The sequence below is a fragment of the Denitratisoma sp. agr-D3 genome (assembly GCF_054658675.1).
Window position 1 is genome coordinate 24492 of the sequence record NZ_BAAGIA010000006.1, and the last position, 14867, is coordinate 39358.

Consider the following 14867-nt stretch of genomic DNA (forward strand, 5'->3'; position numbering starts at 1 on the left):
ATGACCAAGGTATTCATCAAACCCACCAGTGATCAAGCCGTGCTCAAGGAGGACGGCAAGAAACTGGCGCCCGAGGGCGAGGTGTTGGAGCGTTCTGTCTGGTGGATTCGCCGAGCAAATCACGGCGAGGTCACTCTGTCCGACATTCCCAAGGAAGCGGTTGTTGAACAGGACGCCGCCACCCCTGCCAAATCCACCAAGAAGTAAACGGAGGCCGTAATGCCCGACAACATCACCTATCTCACGATCCCCACCGACTGGCGCGTGCCTGGGCAATACCTGGAGATCGACCCCTCTCGGGCGGTGCGCGGCTTGCCCACCATGCCCCACAAGATTTTGTACTTGGGGCAGCGTCTCGCCTCCGGTAGCAAAGCCGCCGGTGTGCTGACTCGGGTAACGCGCAGCACGGATGGCGTGGATTACTTCGGCCGGGGGTCGATGTTGGCCCAAATGGTGACCGCCGGTCTTAAGGTCAATCCCTACACCGAGTCCTACGCCCTCGCCCTGGACGATCTTACGGCGGGTGTGCAGGCCACCGGCACCATCAACATCACGGGGACGTCCACTACCGCCACCACCCTCTACGTTTACATCGGCGGCATCCGCTTGCCGGTTGGTGTTGGCGTCGGCGATAGCGCCACCGCTATTGGTAACGCCATCGTGACCGTGGTGAACAACGCCGCCGACCTCGCGGTGTCGGCCGCCGCCAATAATGGGGTTGTCACCCTGACGGCCAAGCACAAGGGCGCCGAAGGCAACACCATCGACGTGCGCATCGGCTACTACGGCAGCGACCCCGTGGCCATTGCCGGGACCACCCTGGCCGTTACCGCCATGCACGGCGGCAGCGGAAACCCCGATGTATTGGACGCCATCGCTGCCATGTCCAGCGGCCAGTACTACACCATCGTGATGGGCTGGACCGATGCGGCCAATTTGATGGCCCTGGAAAACGAGTTGAAGAGCCGCTTCGGCGGCATGGACATGCGCACCGGCCACGCCTTTGCCTGGCCGAGCGGCAATCTGTCGGCACAAGCCGCCCTGGGCGATTCCCGCAACAGTCCGCACAGCACACTCATCAATGGCGTCGGCCAGCGCGTACCGACCTTGCCCTGGGTGGCAGCCTCCCAGGCCGCCGCTGGTATCGAGTTTTCCGGTGCGAATGATCCCGCCGAGCCTTTCCGAGGAATCTTTCTGCCTGATGTACTGCCTCCGGCAGAAGTCGACCGTTTCCAGGCCACAGAGCGCAACCTGCTCCTGCACAACGGCATCAGCACCTGCTATGTGGGTGACGACGGTGGGGTGTATGTGGAGCAGGTGATCACAACCTATCAATCCGATAGTTTCGGGTTGGATGACGTGAGCTTGCTGAAGCTCAACACCAAGTGGACGGTGGATTACATGCGCTACACCTTCCGCACCGGCATTGCGCGCAACTTCCCGAAGCACAAGCTGGCCGGGGATGACGTGTTGCTGAAGATTCAGCCGGGCCAGCGTATCGCCACACCAAAGCTGATCACCAACGTTCTTCTCGGCGAGGGACGAAAACTGCTCACGGCGGGCCTGCTGGAGGACTACGACCAGTTCAAGGCCGACTTGAAGGTGGTGCGCTCCCTCGCCGACGTCAATCGGGTGAACGCGATCCTTTCCCCCAATGTGGTCAATCAGTTCGACGTGTTTGCCGCGTCGATTCAATACGTCCTTTAAGGAGAAACGACATGACGCAACTGACCGGCCGGGTGTTTATCACCGTCAAGGGCCAGCGGGTTCGTAGCGAAAAGGGAGCAGTGCTGCGCAACTTTGGCGGCATCAAGCGCACCGGGATTGCTGGTGATACGGGCGTGGCCGGCTTTACCGAGGAGACCGTGATCCCGGAAATCGAGTGTTCGATCATCCACGGCGACGACGTGAGCTTGACCGACATTCTCGCCATCACTGACGAAACCATCATCTTCGATACCGACAGCGGTCGGAGTTTCGTTTTGACCAATGCCTGGTGCTGCGGAGAGCTGGAGCTTTCCGATAGCAAGGTGAAAACCAAGTTCCAGGCCCCCACCTGCGAGGAATCCTGACATGAAAAATCCCAAAAAACGTTACGTCATCGAGAATGGGATTGCCCGCGGCACCTTGCCCATTGGCCTCAAGGTCGGTGAAACCGTGCATCGTGACTTCGAGATGCGTGAATACGACGTCGGCGATTTGATCGATGCCGAGGGCGAGGCGCGGGCCGCTGATGTGTTCAGCTTTGCCGCTGCTTTGCTAACTCGCCAGCTTACCCGGGTGGGGAGCTTTGACGGACCGTTCACGGTGGGCCAGTTGCGAAAGCTCAAGGCGGCAGATTGGGCCACGTTACGGGCGGCCCAGCAGGAGCTTGAAGCCTCGGGGGAGCCCGGTTTGGGCGACGGCAACGATTCGTCGATGGAATCGCCCTGATCGCCCTGCGCTTTGGTTGGTCGCGGGCGGAAATTATGTCCCTTCCGCCCGACGAGTTTAAGTACTACCTGGACCTTTTGACAAAGAAACCCTCCTGATATGGCCGGACCTCGTGACTTATCCCTGTGGATGCGCCTTTACGCCGATGCGTCTAACTTCGTGCGCGGCGTGGCTACGGGTGAGCGGGCCGTCAAGGGTTTCTCCGCCACGGCTCGGCGAGAATTCGATGCCGTGCGCAACACCCTTGGCGGCATAAAGGGCCAGTTGGCCGGTCTTGGTGTCGGGGTTGGTGGCGTGGCGCTGCTGGCGCAATCGGCCCGCATGGACAAGAGTCTGAACCAAATTGGCCAGACAGCCGGTGTGGCTGGCAGTGAGGTGGTCAATCTGCGCAAGGAGTTGTTCTCGATGGCGGCCGAGACCGGGCAGTCGGTGGAAGCCCTCCAGCAGGGCTTCAATAACGCCGTGCAGTCCGGCCTGAATTTTGGTGAATCCCTGCCCGTGATCAAGGCCACCAATGTGGCGATTGCCGTTACTGGAGCAGCCGCAGACCGTCTGACGGCTAGTCTTACCGTAGCGGGGACGGCTTTCCATTTCGACCTATCAAAGCCCGGCCTTGCCCTGGAGCTGCTGGACAAAATGACCGTGGCCGGGCGCCTGGGTAACGCGGAGCTGGAAAACCTGTCGGACATCTTTGCCCGGGTCGGGGTCAATGCCGCCTCGGCGGGGCTGGGGTTCAATCAGACGCTGGGGTTTATCGAAGGTCTATCGATGGTGGAACGCCAGCCGGAACGACTGGCGACCCTGGCCGATTCGACCTTGCGCCTGTTCACCAATCTCAACTACATGAAGGAAGCCGCGCAGGGAACCCATGTGCGCTTCTTCGAGACGGATGGTAGTCGTCGCGATCCGCTGGCCGTATTGAAGGACATGAAGGCCCAATACGACAAATTGGGTTCCGACAAGGCCCGCGCCGTCTGGATGCAGCAGTCCTTCGGCAAGGCCGATCTGGACACGATCAAAGGCCTGCGTACCTTGTTCAATGGCGACATGCTCACCAAGGTCGGTGAATTCTCAAAAGAGATTGGTGATGCCGGCGGCACCTTGAAGCGCGACTTGCCTGATGCCCTGAGTAACGCCGTCGACCAGACTGGCCGTCTGAAGTCTGAGCTGCGCAAGGCCGCTGACGATTTTACTCAGCCCATCAACAACACGATCCAGCAGCTCATCAAGTGGGGATTGGACAAAAAAGAAAACGGCGGCCTGGGCCTGGATGGCAAGGGCATGATCCTCGGCGGCGGCGCCTTGGCCCTGGGCACTCTTGGAGCGGCCCGTTATGGCGGCAAGGCCGTCGAGGGGCTGCTCAAGCGGTTCGGCGGTACGGCGGCTGGGTTGGCTGAAGGCAAGGCGCTGGAGGCGGCGGCAGGCGTGACGCCGGTATTTGTCGTCAATTGGCCTGGCGGCGGCTTTCCTGGTCTGCCGGGTGCCGGCGGCGCGGCGGGTGGTGCGGCGGAAGAGGCGGTACGCCGGGGCAAGTGGTTGGCGCCTGGTGCCATCAGTTCGATGGCTTTTGCGACCGCGCCTCTCGCCGCTATGTGGGGTGTCAAGTCGTGGGCCGAGGACACCAGCCAGGACCAGTCTCGGGTCCAGGGGATTCGTGACTCCGTGGGCTCCCCCGCCGAACGGCTGCTGTCCTGGCTGGGGTTGGACTTCAAGGGGAGATTCGATAGCCAGACTGCTCGTAACCGAGAAGGTCTGGACACGACGGCTGAAGTGAAGGGGCAGATTGACATCAAGGTCGGCCCCACCGGCGAGGTGGCATCTGTCCGCGCGACTAGCCGTACCCAGGGCGTCAATCTCAATGTCGATGCTGGTCCTTTGGTGCTGTAAATGAGCTGGCGCGACCGACTGCTTCCGGCATCCTTTCGTGGTGTGCCGTTCCAGGTAAAACGGGCCACGACCCAGGTAGGTCGTCGGGTGGCTTTGCATGAGTATCCCTTCAAGGATGATCCTTGGCCTGAGGATATGGGGCGTGCCACCCGGCGCTTCAGCATTGAGGGGTTCGTTGTCGGCGACGACTACGACCTGGCGCGCAATGACCTGATCGAGGCGCTGGATACGGAGGGTCCGGGTGAGCTGGTGCATCCCTACTATGGCCGCCGCATGGTCAGCCTCGCGGGGCCTGTACTGGTTTCCGAATCCTCGACGGAGGAAGGCGGTGTTGCACGGTTCCCGATGGAATTCATCCCATTCGTGGAAAGTGTCGAGCCGAGCGCCCGCATCGATACCCGCGAGCAGATCAATGCGGCCGCCGATGAGGCCAATGCAGCGGCAGCAGATGACTTCGCGGACAATTTCTCCGTCGACGGCGAGGCTGACTTTGTTTCAGCATCCGCCGTCGAACGGGTGCGGTCCCTGGTGGACTCCTTGCACGGCATTCGACAAGGGATGCTGCCGGATTTTTCCGTGGTGACGGATTACCTGGTGGCCGCCAAGATGCTGACCGGCGGCATTGCCGGGATCATGCGCATCCCCACCGATCTGGCTGGGCGCATCATGGGCTTGATCGCGGGAATTCGTGGCCTGGCGATTGCCCCGGCATTGGCCTTGGACGGGCTGCGCAAGCTATTCGGGTACGGCAAGAAGGATAAGGTGGTCCTGGCCATTCCGCGCCGGACGTCGTCACGTATCGTTCAGTCCAATAACGCCATCGCCATCAACAACCTGGTGCAGCGGGCGGCGGTTATCGAGTCGGTGGTGGCTGCATCGACGATGGAGTTTGACAGCTATACCCAAGCGGTCGCCGTGCGCGATGAGCTGGTCGAGCAAATCGACGCGGTTGTGGCCGATGCACCTGACCCGGTCTATCGGACCATGACCAATTTGCGCCTGGCCCTGGTGCGCGACGTGGCGGCCCGTGGCGGGGACCTGGGCACCGTGGCCGAGGTGACGATGGCCCGCACCCTGCCGGCCCTGGTGGTGGCGTACCGGATTTATGGCGATGCGACCCGTGACGCCGAGATCGTGACGCGCAATGCTGCCTTGGTACGCCATCCCGGCTTTGTCCCCGGCGGCGTGGCCTTGGATGTCCTGAAAGCCTGATATGAGCGACGCGGACAATATCCCGGCTGAGTTGCTTGTTGGTGGCGTGTATTACGGCGGATGGACAGACATTTCCGTGACCCGGTCCATCGAACAGGTTGCCGGCACCTTCACGCTGGAAGTCACGGAGCGCTGGCCGGGAAGTATTACTCGCCGCCCCATCCGGGACGGGGATGCCTGCCAGGTGCTACTGGCGGACCAGGCGGTGATCACCGGCTACGTCGATGACGTTGAGCCGCTTTTCGATGCCAGCAGCCACACGCTGCGTATCCAGGGCCGCGACAAGACGGGCGACTTGGTGGATTGCTCGGCCATCCACAAGAGCGGGCAGTGGCACAACGTGAAGCTGGATGTGATCGCCCGCGATCTACTCAAGCCTTTTGGCATTGGTCTCAAGGTGGATGTTGATGTTGGCTCGGCGTTTCCGAGCTGGAACATCGAGGAGGGAGAGAGTGTTTTCGAGAATCTTTCCCGTGCTGCGCGGCTGCGGGGTGTATTGCTGATATCGGACACCGAGGGGAACCTGGTCGTTACCAGGGCCAGCACCAATCGCATTGAGGATGCGGCCTTGATCGAGGGCGAGAACATCGAGGCCGGCGAGGGGCGGTTCTCTTGGCGTGATCGGTTCAGCCAGTACATCATCAAGGGGCAAGCCAAGGCTACCGATGACTTCTTCGGTGAGGCGGCCTCTCAAGTGCTTGCCACCGCCAAGGATGACGTGGTGGATCGTTATCGTCCCTTGGTGATCCTGCCCGAGGATCATGGCTCCGGCGGAACGATGCGTGACCGCGCCGAGTGGGAACGCAACGTTCGGAGAGGCCGCTCTAACCGCGCGACCGTTACGGTTCCTGGGTGGGCGAGACCTAATGGCCTGCTATGGACGCCCAATACCCTGGTCCCGGTCAAATCGGAAAGCCTGGCTGTTGACGCGGATATGCTCATCGCCGGCTGCACCTGGAAGCGTGGTGGTGAGCGTGGGACGGTAACGCAGTTGGCGATTGCCAGTCCGTCGGCGTTTGCCTTGCTGTCCGGCGTCACCGCCGGTGGCCGGCTGGGCAAAAAGATGTTCGAGAAGGAAGAAAAGCGCCGCAAGCAACAGGGCGCGGACTGGAGCATTTTGTGACCCGGGAAATCCACAAGCTACTCGGACCCATGTCCCGTCGCCTTCGCCTGATGGCCAGTCGTGGAACGCTGACCCGCGTGGACGACGCAGGCAAGATGCAACGCGCTCAGATGGCCTTGCTGGCCGGTGAGGTGCGCGAAGCCGTCGAGCGGTTCCAACAATATGGGTTTTCGTCGGTCCCCCTGCCTGGGGCGGAGGGGGTTTTCCTGTCCCTCAATGGAAGCCGCGACCAGGGGGTGCTTATTTCTGTTGAGGATCGGCGTTACCGCCCGGCCTCCCTGGAGGGGGGTGAATCCGTCCAGTACAACCACAAGGGCGATCTGATCCATATCAAGGCAGACCGAACCATCGACATCCTGGCCGAGAACAAGGTGCGGGTGAATAGCAAGGTGGTGGAACTCATTGCGGCCGAGAGGGTGCGCGCCGATACGCCACGCTTTGAATGTACTGGCGACGTGGTTGACCGTTGTGATGAGGGCGGAAGCAGCATGGCTGACATGCGCACCGAATTTAACGATCACCGCCACATTGAAAACAATGTGCCGGGCGGTAAAACCGAAAAGACTGACAGGGAGATGTGATGGCCGATATCAAATCCATCTTCATCGACATGGGACATGGTGTCGACATGGCCCTAGTGGATGGGCTCCTTGCCGAAGACGACGGCCTCGATACGGCCATCATTCTGAGCCTGTTTACCGACCGCCGCGCCGAAAAGAGCGACACGCTCCCCCTGGGGGCAACGGATCGCCGTGGCTGGTGGGCAGATGCTTTTTCCACGCCGATCGGCGACAAGATTGGTAGCCGTTTGTGGCTGACTTGGCCGGGAAAGCAGACCGCCGAGAATCTGCGGAATGCCGAGCTTTTTGCCGAGGAAGCGCTGGCCTGGTTGGTAACGGATGGCATCGCCGCATCGGTCGCCGTGTCGGGGAGTAATCCCCGCGATGGCCTGCTGGCGTTGTCGGTCCAGATCGTCAAGCCCAGCGGAGACACGTTGAATTATCAAATCGATTCCCTCTGGAGTGCCGTGGCATGAGCTTTAACCGTCCATCTCTTGCCGAGTTGATTGCTCAGAAACTGGCCGACATCGAGGCTAGGCTTCCTGGCGCCAGTGCCCAAGCACGGCGCAAGAATCTCAATGTATTGGGCACCGTGGTGGCAGGGGGTGAGCATGGCATTTACGGTGCCCTTGAACAGCTCTGGAAGAGATTGCTGCCATCGACGTGCGCCGATGAGGATGTGCCCGAGCATGCCGCCATCTGGCTCACTGAACCGCGCATTGCAGCCTCTTACGCGAGCGGATCGGTCGAGGTGTCTGGTACCAATGGCGCCGTGGTTGATGCGGATACGGCTCTCCAGCGCTCGGATGGTACGCAGTACTTAGTCGACAATGCTGCCACCGTGGCGGGGGGCATTGTGTCCCTGTCGGTGACGGCCGTTGATCCCGGTGAGGCTGGTAACGCTGACGCCGGTACGGTGTTGTACTTCGTCTCTCCTGTATCGGGTTTGTCGTCGTCAGGAGTGGCAACTGGCGATGGCTTGACCGGCGGCGCAGATATTGAGTCGTTTCCGGCGGAGCGCACCCGTTTGCTGGCCAGGCTTCGCAATCCTCCCCAGGGTGGCTGCGGCCCGGACTACGTGGGTTGGGCCAAGGAAGTGGCGGGGGTGACTCGGGCCTGGGTGTATCCAAAGGAGCTGGGGCGGGGCACTGTGACGTTGCGCTTCGTGAGGGACAACGATGACAGCCCCATTCCGACCGTGTCGGAGGTGGCGGCTGTCCAGGCATATATCGACGCTCGTCGTCCTCCCGGCGGGGAGTTCTATGCCTTGGCCCCGATCCCTGACGCGGTGGTGTATCAGATCCACCTCTCTCCCGATACCCCCGCTGTCCGGTCGGCGGTTGAGGCCGAGCTGATCGACTTGCATGCCCGCGAAGCTACGCCGGGTGGCAACTACTACGACCCGGACGCACATGTTTTCAAGACCGGCGGTGTGCTGCTGCTGAGTCATATGCGCGCCGCCATCAGCCTGGCAGCGGGCGAGGAGGATAGCGAGCTGGTTTATCCGGCGGCCAACATCGTGTCCGCGACGGGGCATATGCCGGTGTTTGGTGGGGTGGTGTGGGTATGAACGCCCAGGACTATCAGCGCCAGTTACTGGCCTTGCTGCCGCCGGGAAAGGCGTGGCCTACCGATGAGGATACGGTTCTTGCCCTGCTGCTTCTAGCCTTGGGGGACGGCTATGCTCGCGTGGATGATATTGCCGCCCTGATTCTGGCCGAGCGTGATCCCAGGCATGCCGTGGTAACGCTGTCGGATTGGGAGGCCGCCCTGGGGTTGCCTGATCCGTGCGTTATTGCATCTGGCGAGGAGCAGACCATCGCCCAGCGCCAGGCGGGGGTGTACGCCAAGTTGGCAAGCCCTGCGGTTGTCAGTCGTCAAGACTTCATCGCCTTGGCTGCGCAATTCGGTTACAGCGACGTGACCATCGAAGAGTACGGGCCGGCGCTGTGCGATGGTCCATGCGATGCCGCTCTTTGGACTGAGGGTGACCGCTTTGCTTGGCAGCTCAATCTGCCGGCGACAGGCGGAACTTTCCCTGCAACGTGCGACGGACCGTGTGACGTACCGCTGGCTGCTTGGGGGGATGCGGCCTTGGAATGCCGCGTGAAGCAGTTGAATCACTGCGAACTGGATGTCCTGTTCGCCTACGTATAGGGAGACGCCATGAAGCGGATCAGCACATTGAATCGAGTACTCAACCTGTTCGGTGCCGGGAAAGACGGTTTCAAGAATGGGAATAAAGCCGAGGGCATTCCGGCAACGGAGCTTGATGAATCATTCTGCAATTCCTTGCAGGAAGAGATCGCCAACGTTATCGAGGGGGCTGGTATCACGCTGAATGGCGCGGACTACACCCAGCTTCGCCAGGCCATCATCAAGATGGTCCAATCTGGCCAGCGGGCGGTGGTGATCAATAACGCCACCTTTGCGCCTGCGGTAACGGGCACGGGCAAGGTGGTGTATTGGGACTCGGCCAACAGCCGCTTTGATCTGGCCCTTGCCGATGGCACGGCCAAGCAGAACGCGGTCGGCGTGGCCGACGTGCCCAGCGGCAACGTGTATGCGATTGGCGCCGCCGTGTTGTTTGCCGGGCTGACCCCGGGTGCCCGTTACTACCTGGATGCGACGACTGCGGGCGCGATGACGACCACCGCGCCGGCCAACGGGGTGTATATCGGTGTCGCCAAATCGGCCACCGAGATGTTCGTCGATGTCGACGCGGTGGGTGTCAGCACGGCGCAGGCCAACATCTGGACCAAAGGCCAGTCCGGCGCATGGGCACCGCTGCCGGCGACCACGGGCACGGTGCTGATGGACTTCACTGCGGCCAATCTCTTCACCGGCCAGGCCACGGGCAACATCACGTTCGGCAATGGCTATACCGGCCCCGGCGCAGGCAAGGGGGGCTCCTTCATCATCCGCGTACAGCAGAACGGCGCTGCCCTGTACAACTGGGCCTTTGCCAGCAACTGGAAGTACGTCGGCGGCAGCGGCGCCATTCCTGGCCAGACCCAAACCCTGGGGGCCTGGGATGAGATCGTCGGCCAGGTGCTGACCGATGGCACGATCAGCTTCTCCGTGCGGAGTAACGTTGCATGATCCCCGGCGCCCCTCACCCCCTCCTGATGGCCGGCGGCGGCGACCCCATCGACGAGCTGGGGTCCATCGCCCACATGCTTCGCTTCCGAAGGTCGGCAACCGCATTCTTGTCATTGACTTGGGCTGCTGACGATAACCGAAAGACATTGACGCTGCGGGTGCTTCATAAGCGCGGGTCGTTAGACGCGCTCGAGCAAATATGTGCAGCCAATTACAACGGCGGTGCCGATGTGTTTACCGTTGCGTTCTTGGCGGATAACACTTTACGAATCATTGGAAGAAATGGCGGCGTTGATGTCTTGAACTTGACGACGAGTCGAGTGTTCCGCGGCCCCGCTGCACTGATCGATATTCACGTCAAGATTGACACGACACAGGCGACGGCATCTAGCCGCGTGATTCTTTCGATTAATGGCGTCCCAGAGACTTCATTTGTCACCGCGAACTACCCTGCTCAAAACACCGATCTTCAATGGGGCGCTGCGATTTTCCCGCCTCAGATCGGGCGAGAAAACACCGGGAATTATCTGGACGGCCCTATCGGGCAATTTGCCTATGTCGCTGGTCAGGCGCTCCCGCCTACGGTATTTGGTCAGTTCCATCCGCTCACAAAGCAATGGCGCCCGAAAACCAAAGCCGCCATCCGCGCCGCCGTGGCGGCGGGTGGCGGTGCCCGTAACGGCTGGGGCGTGAATGGCTGCTTCCTGCCCTTCGAGCCCGCCGACTTCGCCGCCGGCATCGTCTATGACCGCAGCCAGTCCGACACCGACACCACCGGCAACAACTGGACGCTGAACAACATCAACGTCACCACGCCGGGGCCGACTTATGACCTGCTGACAGACGGGACGGATAACTTCGCAACATTTAATCCGTTGGATTCGAGATCAGCAAATACATATTTAAATGCGAATCTAAGAGTTGATACCGGTGCAGTGTCACAAGGTCCAGTTACTGCAACAATTAATTTTCCTGAGAGCGGGAAATGGCGGGTTGATACAACCGTTAATGCCATCAACGCAGATCCAATATTCTGCGTAATGAACAACGGTGTTTCAGCTTTTGCAAATTATGTTGGCTTCGGCGGTGGTCAGATTTGGGTCAACGGATCGGTAATACAAACTGGTTTGGCGGCACCATCAGTCAATCAGAACGTATCCACACTGATTGACAAAAACACCAATCAGGTAAGATTTCTAATTGACGGTGTTCAAGTCGGGACTGCTGTAACAGTCTCTATCCAAAATGCCGTCTTTACTTTGTCCGACTCCACGAGTGGCGGCGGGTGCAGTGTTTCAGTCAATTTCGGACAGCAGCCTTGGCCTTATCTTCCGGGGTTCTCCGACTATAAGGGGCTTTCCGCCAAGAACCTCCCAAAGCCCACAATTCCCAACGTCGCCTCCTGCTTTGCCGCCGTTACCGATTCCGGCGCCAATATCCTGGCCACCCTGGCAGCGGCGCGCACCGGATGGCCGGCCTATATCGACATCGTCAAGCGCCGCGACCCGACGGCAGAGGGCTGGCGCTGGTCCTTCTCGGACGACCCCGGCTATGCCCTGGACAGTGCCAGCGGCACGGCGGGGCGCTTTGCCTACCCGGCCCTGGCGGGCACAAGCTATGTCGGCTACTCGCTCAAGGTGTCCGCCGCCAACGGTGTGGCGACAGGACGGCTGGCCCATGTGAGCGGCACCGCCGATACGGTGGTGGACGGGCTGGGCAATGCCCGCAAGGTGGTCATCTTGGTGAGTGAAACGTCGGGCAACTGGTTTTTCTACCACCCCGATCTGACCGCCGGGAAGCTGCTGTATCTGAACAGCACTGCCGGAGAGACCGCCGACGCCAGCATCAGCGCGATGTTGAGCAATAGCTTCACGGCGGCTGCGGCGCTGCCGAGCGGAATGTATCGGTGGATTGCCCTGGCCGAAGGCGAACTCATCAAACTCTTCAAGGACACGGGAAACGGGTCAACGGATGGTCCGATGGACAATTTATCGATGCTCCCTCTCTTGTACGTTCGCAAGCTCTCTATTGGGCCAACGGCCTCTTGGCATGTTTTTGATGGCGTGCGTAACAAGGGCAATGTCTGCGACAAGGTCATCTATTTCGATGATTCAGCCGCCGAGGTCACTGAGACTGTAAATCTGATCGACCTCGACTCGACCGGCGCAAAGATGCGGGGTGCTCACACATACACCAACAACGCAGGCAGTACCTTTGTCGGTCTGGCCATCGGCCAACCCTTCCGCTACGCCAACGCCCGATAGATCAAAAGGAGAACCCATCATGATCAAACGCCACGGCCAACCCTTCGCCCTGCCCACCCTGGGATACGGCATCGCCGACGACGAAGCCCGCACGATCTACCCCGCCGGCCTGCCGGAAGGGGTGGAGGGCATCCACTACCCCGCCGGCACCGGCCCGCTCTTCACCGAAGATGGCCGCGCCGAACTGGGCATTACCGAGGAAGCCGACCCGGCCTACCCGGACGACCGTTACTACTGGGTGCACGGCCTGCTGCCCGACGGCACCTGGGACGCCGCGCCCAAGGACTTGGCCGGCCTGCGCCAGGTGGCCATTGCCCAGGTGAAACAACAGCGCCAGGCGGCGCTGGATACCTTCCCCAAGTCCAGCGGGGTGGGTGAGGTCTATGCCGAGAACCTGAAGGCCGCCCAGGCGCACCTGGCGGGCAACGGCGGCACGGTGATCATGCGCGACGGTTCGACGGCGGAAGCCTACCTGGGCCACATGGCGATGGGCATGGGCCTATCGGTCGCGGCCTTTGCCGACTACGTGCTGGCCGAGAACGCCGCCGCCGCGACCAAGGCCCGGGAGATCGAGGCCGAATACGTGCGCCTGGTGTATTCCTTCATCCCGGCCTGCACCTTCGAGCAGGTGCAGACGGTGGTGGATGGCTTCCGGGCGTTCTGCGGGGAGCGGATGGCATGATCATCGAAGAGATTCAGAAAGCAGGGGCCAATGCCCGAGCAATGGGCGCAAGCCTCCTGGACAACCCCTACTACAAATCCGAGGCGATGCCGGCGGCGACTGGTGAGTCCATCCAGGACTGGCAAGCCAAGGCCAAGAATTGGGAGTTTGGCTGGGAGATGGAAGGCATGGCCCAGGGAATTGGCTGAAAAAGACGGTGCGACCGTTACGGGTGCGGGAACACCCGTAACGGCCACCTCCCGCAGACAGGGCCTGCGTTCGGCCAAGGCACCGTACCGTCGCGACGGCGGGCCAAGGCTACCACGTAATAGGCATGTGACTTGGAAACGATACGATGCGGTAGCTGCAATAGAAAACTCGCCGAGGCTGATTACACCCGCCTCAGCATCAAATGCCCCCGTTGCGGGGTGCTGAATCACCAGGTGAAGGCCGAGAGCCCCAAACCAGAACGCCACGGAGCGTCCCTATCCAAGGAGACCCACCGTGGCCACCAAAAAAAGCACCAACCGCAAGACCCCGCTCTTTGAAAATCAAGACCATATAACGCTTCCTGGCGCCGAGCTGTACCGTGGCGACTGCCTGGCGATCATCCCCGGCCTGACTGGGGGCTTTGACGCCGTGGTAACGGACCCACCCTACAGTTCAGGAGGCCAGTCCAAGGGGGATCGGGCACGGTCCACCGGAGATAAGTACCTCAATAACGGCTCGACTCAGTTTCCCGACTTCCTGGGGGATACGAAGGACCAGCGGGCCTACCTGCATTGGTCGGCCCTGTGGATGGGGCTTTGCTATGACCAGGTGGTCGATGGCGGCTTGATGATCGCCTTTACCGACTGGCGCCAGCTCCCGGTAACGTCAGATGCCATCCAGGCGGCAGGTTTTACCTGGCGCGGGGTGGGGGTCTGGGACAAAACCGAGGGCGTTCGACCCTACAAGGGCGGTTTCAGGGCGCAGTGCGAGTATTTCGTCTGGGGCTCCAAGGGGTCACTCAAGGGCGAAGGCTACGCCCCCGGCCTGTTCCGGGTGCCTCCCCGAGCTGGTGGCAAGTTGCACCAGGTCGGAAAGCCGTTGCCCCTGATGGAGCAGCTTCTGGCCAACCTCGGCCCCCGTATTCTGGACCCCTTCATGGGGTCGGCGACCACTGGGGTGGCGGCTTTATCCCAGGGCAAGGAATTCACGGGAATTGAGGTCAGCGGGCACTACTTCCAGGTGGCGCTTGATCGCCTGGCGGGGAAGTAAAAATATCGTGCTTCCTAGCCGGATAGACTTGACTCTTCCGGCTAGAGGAGCGTTACTGGCAACGTCATATTTTTGAGAGAAAGAGCCAGCCATGACCCCGCAAATGCACCCCAAATTTGATGCCGACGACTACAGCTACCTGGCCGCTAAAGGGTGGTCCGATGCCGAGATTCTTAAGCGGTGGACCGAGGAGTATCAGCAAGGAAAAACGGAGCCGTGCAGATGGTCCGGCGCCCAGGAGAAGCTAAAGGCCACCTTAGCAGCCGCAGCCTCCCGGTAACGACAAGCGCCCGCCGGGCGCTTTTTTTGATCTTGGCAGTGCCAAAAGCAGCGCAAAACAGTGCCAAAAATCGCGCCGGCTTACA

At 60.9% G+C, this 14867-nt stretch carries 18 protein-coding genes; all 18 read left to right on the forward strand.

Annotation, left to right across the window (positions count from 1 at the left end; translation table 11 throughout):
* The 18 genes from ACYQ2U_RS14800 (at nucleotide 1) to ACYQ2U_RS14885 (ending at nucleotide 14782) form a co-directional block, all read left to right on the forward strand.
* The gene (locus ACYQ2U_RS14800) at nucleotides 1-207 is read left to right on the forward strand and encodes a hypothetical protein (protein WP_459951165.1); all 207 of its coding nucleotides are present in this window, start codon (nucleotides 1-3) and stop codon (nucleotides 205-207) included.
* A 12-nt stretch (nucleotides 208-219) separates the two neighbouring features.
* Nucleotides 220-1707 (forward strand): phage tail sheath subtilisin-like domain-containing protein, encoded by a 1488-nt coding sequence (locus ACYQ2U_RS14805; protein ID WP_459951166.1) that lies wholly within the window; start codon nucleotides 220-222, stop codon nucleotides 1705-1707.
* A gap of 11 nt (nucleotides 1708-1718) precedes the next feature.
* Complete coding sequence (locus ACYQ2U_RS14810; protein ID WP_459951167.1) at nucleotides 1719-2072, forward strand: phage tail tube protein; 354 nt, start codon at nucleotides 1719-1721, stop codon at nucleotides 2070-2072.
* A gap of 1 nt (nucleotide 2073) precedes the next feature.
* Complete coding sequence (locus ACYQ2U_RS14815; protein ID WP_459951168.1) at nucleotides 2074-2433, forward strand: phage tail assembly protein; 360 nt, start codon at nucleotides 2074-2076, stop codon at nucleotides 2431-2433.
* A 99-nt stretch (nucleotides 2434-2532) separates the two neighbouring features.
* Complete coding sequence (locus ACYQ2U_RS14820; RefSeq protein ID WP_459951169.1) at nucleotides 2533-4320, forward strand: phage tail tape measure protein; 1788 nt, start codon at nucleotides 2533-2535, stop codon at nucleotides 4318-4320.
* Nucleotides 4321-5532 (forward strand): DNA circularization protein, encoded by a 1212-nt coding sequence (locus ACYQ2U_RS14825; RefSeq protein WP_459951170.1) that lies wholly within the window; start codon nucleotides 4321-4323, stop codon nucleotides 5530-5532.
* 1 nt (nucleotide 5533) lies between these two features.
* Nucleotides 5534-6655, forward strand: a complete 1122-nt coding sequence (locus ACYQ2U_RS14830) for a phage baseplate assembly protein (RefSeq protein WP_459951171.1) — start codon at nucleotides 5534-5536, stop codon at nucleotides 6653-6655.
* Between the two features lie 29 nt (nucleotides 6656-6684).
* Complete coding sequence (locus tag ACYQ2U_RS14835; protein ID WP_459951172.1) at nucleotides 6685-7236, forward strand: phage baseplate assembly protein V; 552 nt, start codon at nucleotides 6685-6687, stop codon at nucleotides 7234-7236.
* Nucleotides 7236-7691, forward strand: a complete 456-nt coding sequence (locus tag ACYQ2U_RS14840) for a phage GP46 family protein (protein ID WP_459951173.1) — start codon at nucleotides 7236-7238, stop codon at nucleotides 7689-7691. The genes ACYQ2U_RS14835 and ACYQ2U_RS14840 overlap by 1 nt, the downstream gene beginning before the upstream one ends.
* Entirely contained in the window at nucleotides 7688-8785 is a 1098-nt protein-coding gene (locus tag ACYQ2U_RS14845; RefSeq protein ID WP_459951174.1) for a baseplate J/gp47 family protein, read from the forward strand. The genes ACYQ2U_RS14840 and ACYQ2U_RS14845 overlap by 4 nt, the downstream gene beginning before the upstream one ends.
* On the forward strand, nucleotides 8782-9372 hold the full coding sequence (locus ACYQ2U_RS14850; protein WP_459951175.1) for a YmfQ family protein: 591 nt from the start codon (nucleotides 8782-8784) through the stop codon (nucleotides 9370-9372). The genes ACYQ2U_RS14845 and ACYQ2U_RS14850 overlap by 4 nt, the downstream gene beginning before the upstream one ends.
* 9 nt (nucleotides 9373-9381) lie before the next feature.
* Complete coding sequence (locus ACYQ2U_RS14855; RefSeq protein WP_459951176.1) at nucleotides 9382-10317, forward strand: hypothetical protein; 936 nt, start codon at nucleotides 9382-9384, stop codon at nucleotides 10315-10317.
* Nucleotides 10314-12581, forward strand: coding sequence for a DUF7483 domain-containing protein (locus ACYQ2U_RS14860; RefSeq protein ID WP_459951177.1), 2268 nt, complete (start codon nucleotides 10314-10316; stop codon nucleotides 12579-12581). Before ACYQ2U_RS14855 ends, ACYQ2U_RS14860 begins: the two co-directional genes overlap by 4 nt.
* Nucleotides 12582-12600: 19 nt before the next feature.
* Nucleotides 12601-13263, forward strand: coding sequence for a hypothetical protein (locus tag ACYQ2U_RS14865; RefSeq protein ID WP_459951178.1), 663 nt, complete (start codon nucleotides 12601-12603; stop codon nucleotides 13261-13263).
* On the forward strand, nucleotides 13260-13451 hold the full coding sequence (locus ACYQ2U_RS14870; protein WP_459951179.1) for a CrpP-related protein: 192 nt from the start codon (nucleotides 13260-13262) through the stop codon (nucleotides 13449-13451). Before ACYQ2U_RS14865 ends, ACYQ2U_RS14870 begins: the two co-directional genes overlap by 4 nt.
* A 132-nt stretch (nucleotides 13452-13583) precedes the next feature.
* Nucleotides 13584-13790: a Com family DNA-binding transcriptional regulator gene (locus ACYQ2U_RS14875; RefSeq protein ID WP_459951180.1), complete on the forward strand. Its 207-nt coding sequence runs from the start codon at nucleotides 13584-13586 to the stop codon at nucleotides 13788-13790.
* The gene (locus ACYQ2U_RS14880; RefSeq protein ID WP_459951181.1) at nucleotides 13747-14502 is read left to right on the forward strand and encodes a DNA-methyltransferase; all 756 of its coding nucleotides are present in this window, start codon (nucleotides 13747-13749) and stop codon (nucleotides 14500-14502) included. The genes ACYQ2U_RS14875 and ACYQ2U_RS14880 overlap by 44 nt, the downstream gene beginning before the upstream one ends.
* A 91-nt stretch (nucleotides 14503-14593) precedes the next feature.
* Nucleotides 14594-14782: a hypothetical protein gene (locus tag ACYQ2U_RS14885; protein WP_459951182.1), complete on the forward strand. Its 189-nt coding sequence runs from the start codon at nucleotides 14594-14596 to the stop codon at nucleotides 14780-14782.
* The last annotated feature ends 85 nt before the right edge of the window (nucleotides 14783-14867 follow it).

Excerpts from the sequence above, each read along its gene's own strand:
- ACYQ2U_RS14800 (WP_459951165.1), top strand. The coding sequence starts at position 1 with ATGACCAAGGTATTCATCAAACCCACCAGTGATCAAGCCGTGCTCAAG.
- ACYQ2U_RS14805 (WP_459951166.1), top strand. The coding sequence starts at position 220 with ATGCCCGACAACATCACCTATCTCACGATCCCCACCGACTGGCGCGTG.
- ACYQ2U_RS14810 (WP_459951167.1), top strand. The coding sequence starts at position 1,719 with ATGACGCAACTGACCGGCCGGGTGTTTATCACCGTCAAGGGCCAGCGG.
- ACYQ2U_RS14815 (WP_459951168.1), top strand. The coding sequence starts at position 2,074 with ATGAAAAATCCCAAAAAACGTTACGTCATCGAGAATGGGATTGCCCGC.
- ACYQ2U_RS14820 (WP_459951169.1), top strand. The coding sequence starts at position 2,533 with ATGGCCGGACCTCGTGACTTATCCCTGTGGATGCGCCTTTACGCCGAT.
- ACYQ2U_RS14825 (WP_459951170.1), top strand. The coding sequence starts at position 4,321 with ATGAGCTGGCGCGACCGACTGCTTCCGGCATCCTTTCGTGGTGTGCCG.
- ACYQ2U_RS14830 (WP_459951171.1), top strand. The coding sequence starts at position 5,534 with ATGAGCGACGCGGACAATATCCCGGCTGAGTTGCTTGTTGGTGGCGTG.
- ACYQ2U_RS14835 (WP_459951172.1), top strand. The coding sequence starts at position 6,685 with ATGTCCCGTCGCCTTCGCCTGATGGCCAGTCGTGGAACGCTGACCCGC.
- ACYQ2U_RS14840 (WP_459951173.1), top strand. The coding sequence starts at position 7,236 with ATGGCCGATATCAAATCCATCTTCATCGACATGGGACATGGTGTCGAC.
- ACYQ2U_RS14845 (WP_459951174.1), top strand. The coding sequence starts at position 7,688 with ATGAGCTTTAACCGTCCATCTCTTGCCGAGTTGATTGCTCAGAAACTG.
- ACYQ2U_RS14850 (WP_459951175.1), top strand. The coding sequence starts at position 8,782 with ATGAACGCCCAGGACTATCAGCGCCAGTTACTGGCCTTGCTGCCGCCG.
- ACYQ2U_RS14855 (WP_459951176.1), top strand. The coding sequence starts at position 9,382 with ATGAAGCGGATCAGCACATTGAATCGAGTACTCAACCTGTTCGGTGCC.
- ACYQ2U_RS14860 (WP_459951177.1), top strand. The coding sequence starts at position 10,314 with ATGATCCCCGGCGCCCCTCACCCCCTCCTGATGGCCGGCGGCGGCGAC.
- ACYQ2U_RS14865 (WP_459951178.1), top strand. The coding sequence starts at position 12,601 with ATGATCAAACGCCACGGCCAACCCTTCGCCCTGCCCACCCTGGGATAC.
- ACYQ2U_RS14870 (WP_459951179.1), top strand. The coding sequence starts at position 13,260 with ATGATCATCGAAGAGATTCAGAAAGCAGGGGCCAATGCCCGAGCAATG.
- ACYQ2U_RS14885 (WP_459951182.1), top strand. The coding sequence starts at position 14,594 with ATGACCCCGCAAATGCACCCCAAATTTGATGCCGACGACTACAGCTAC.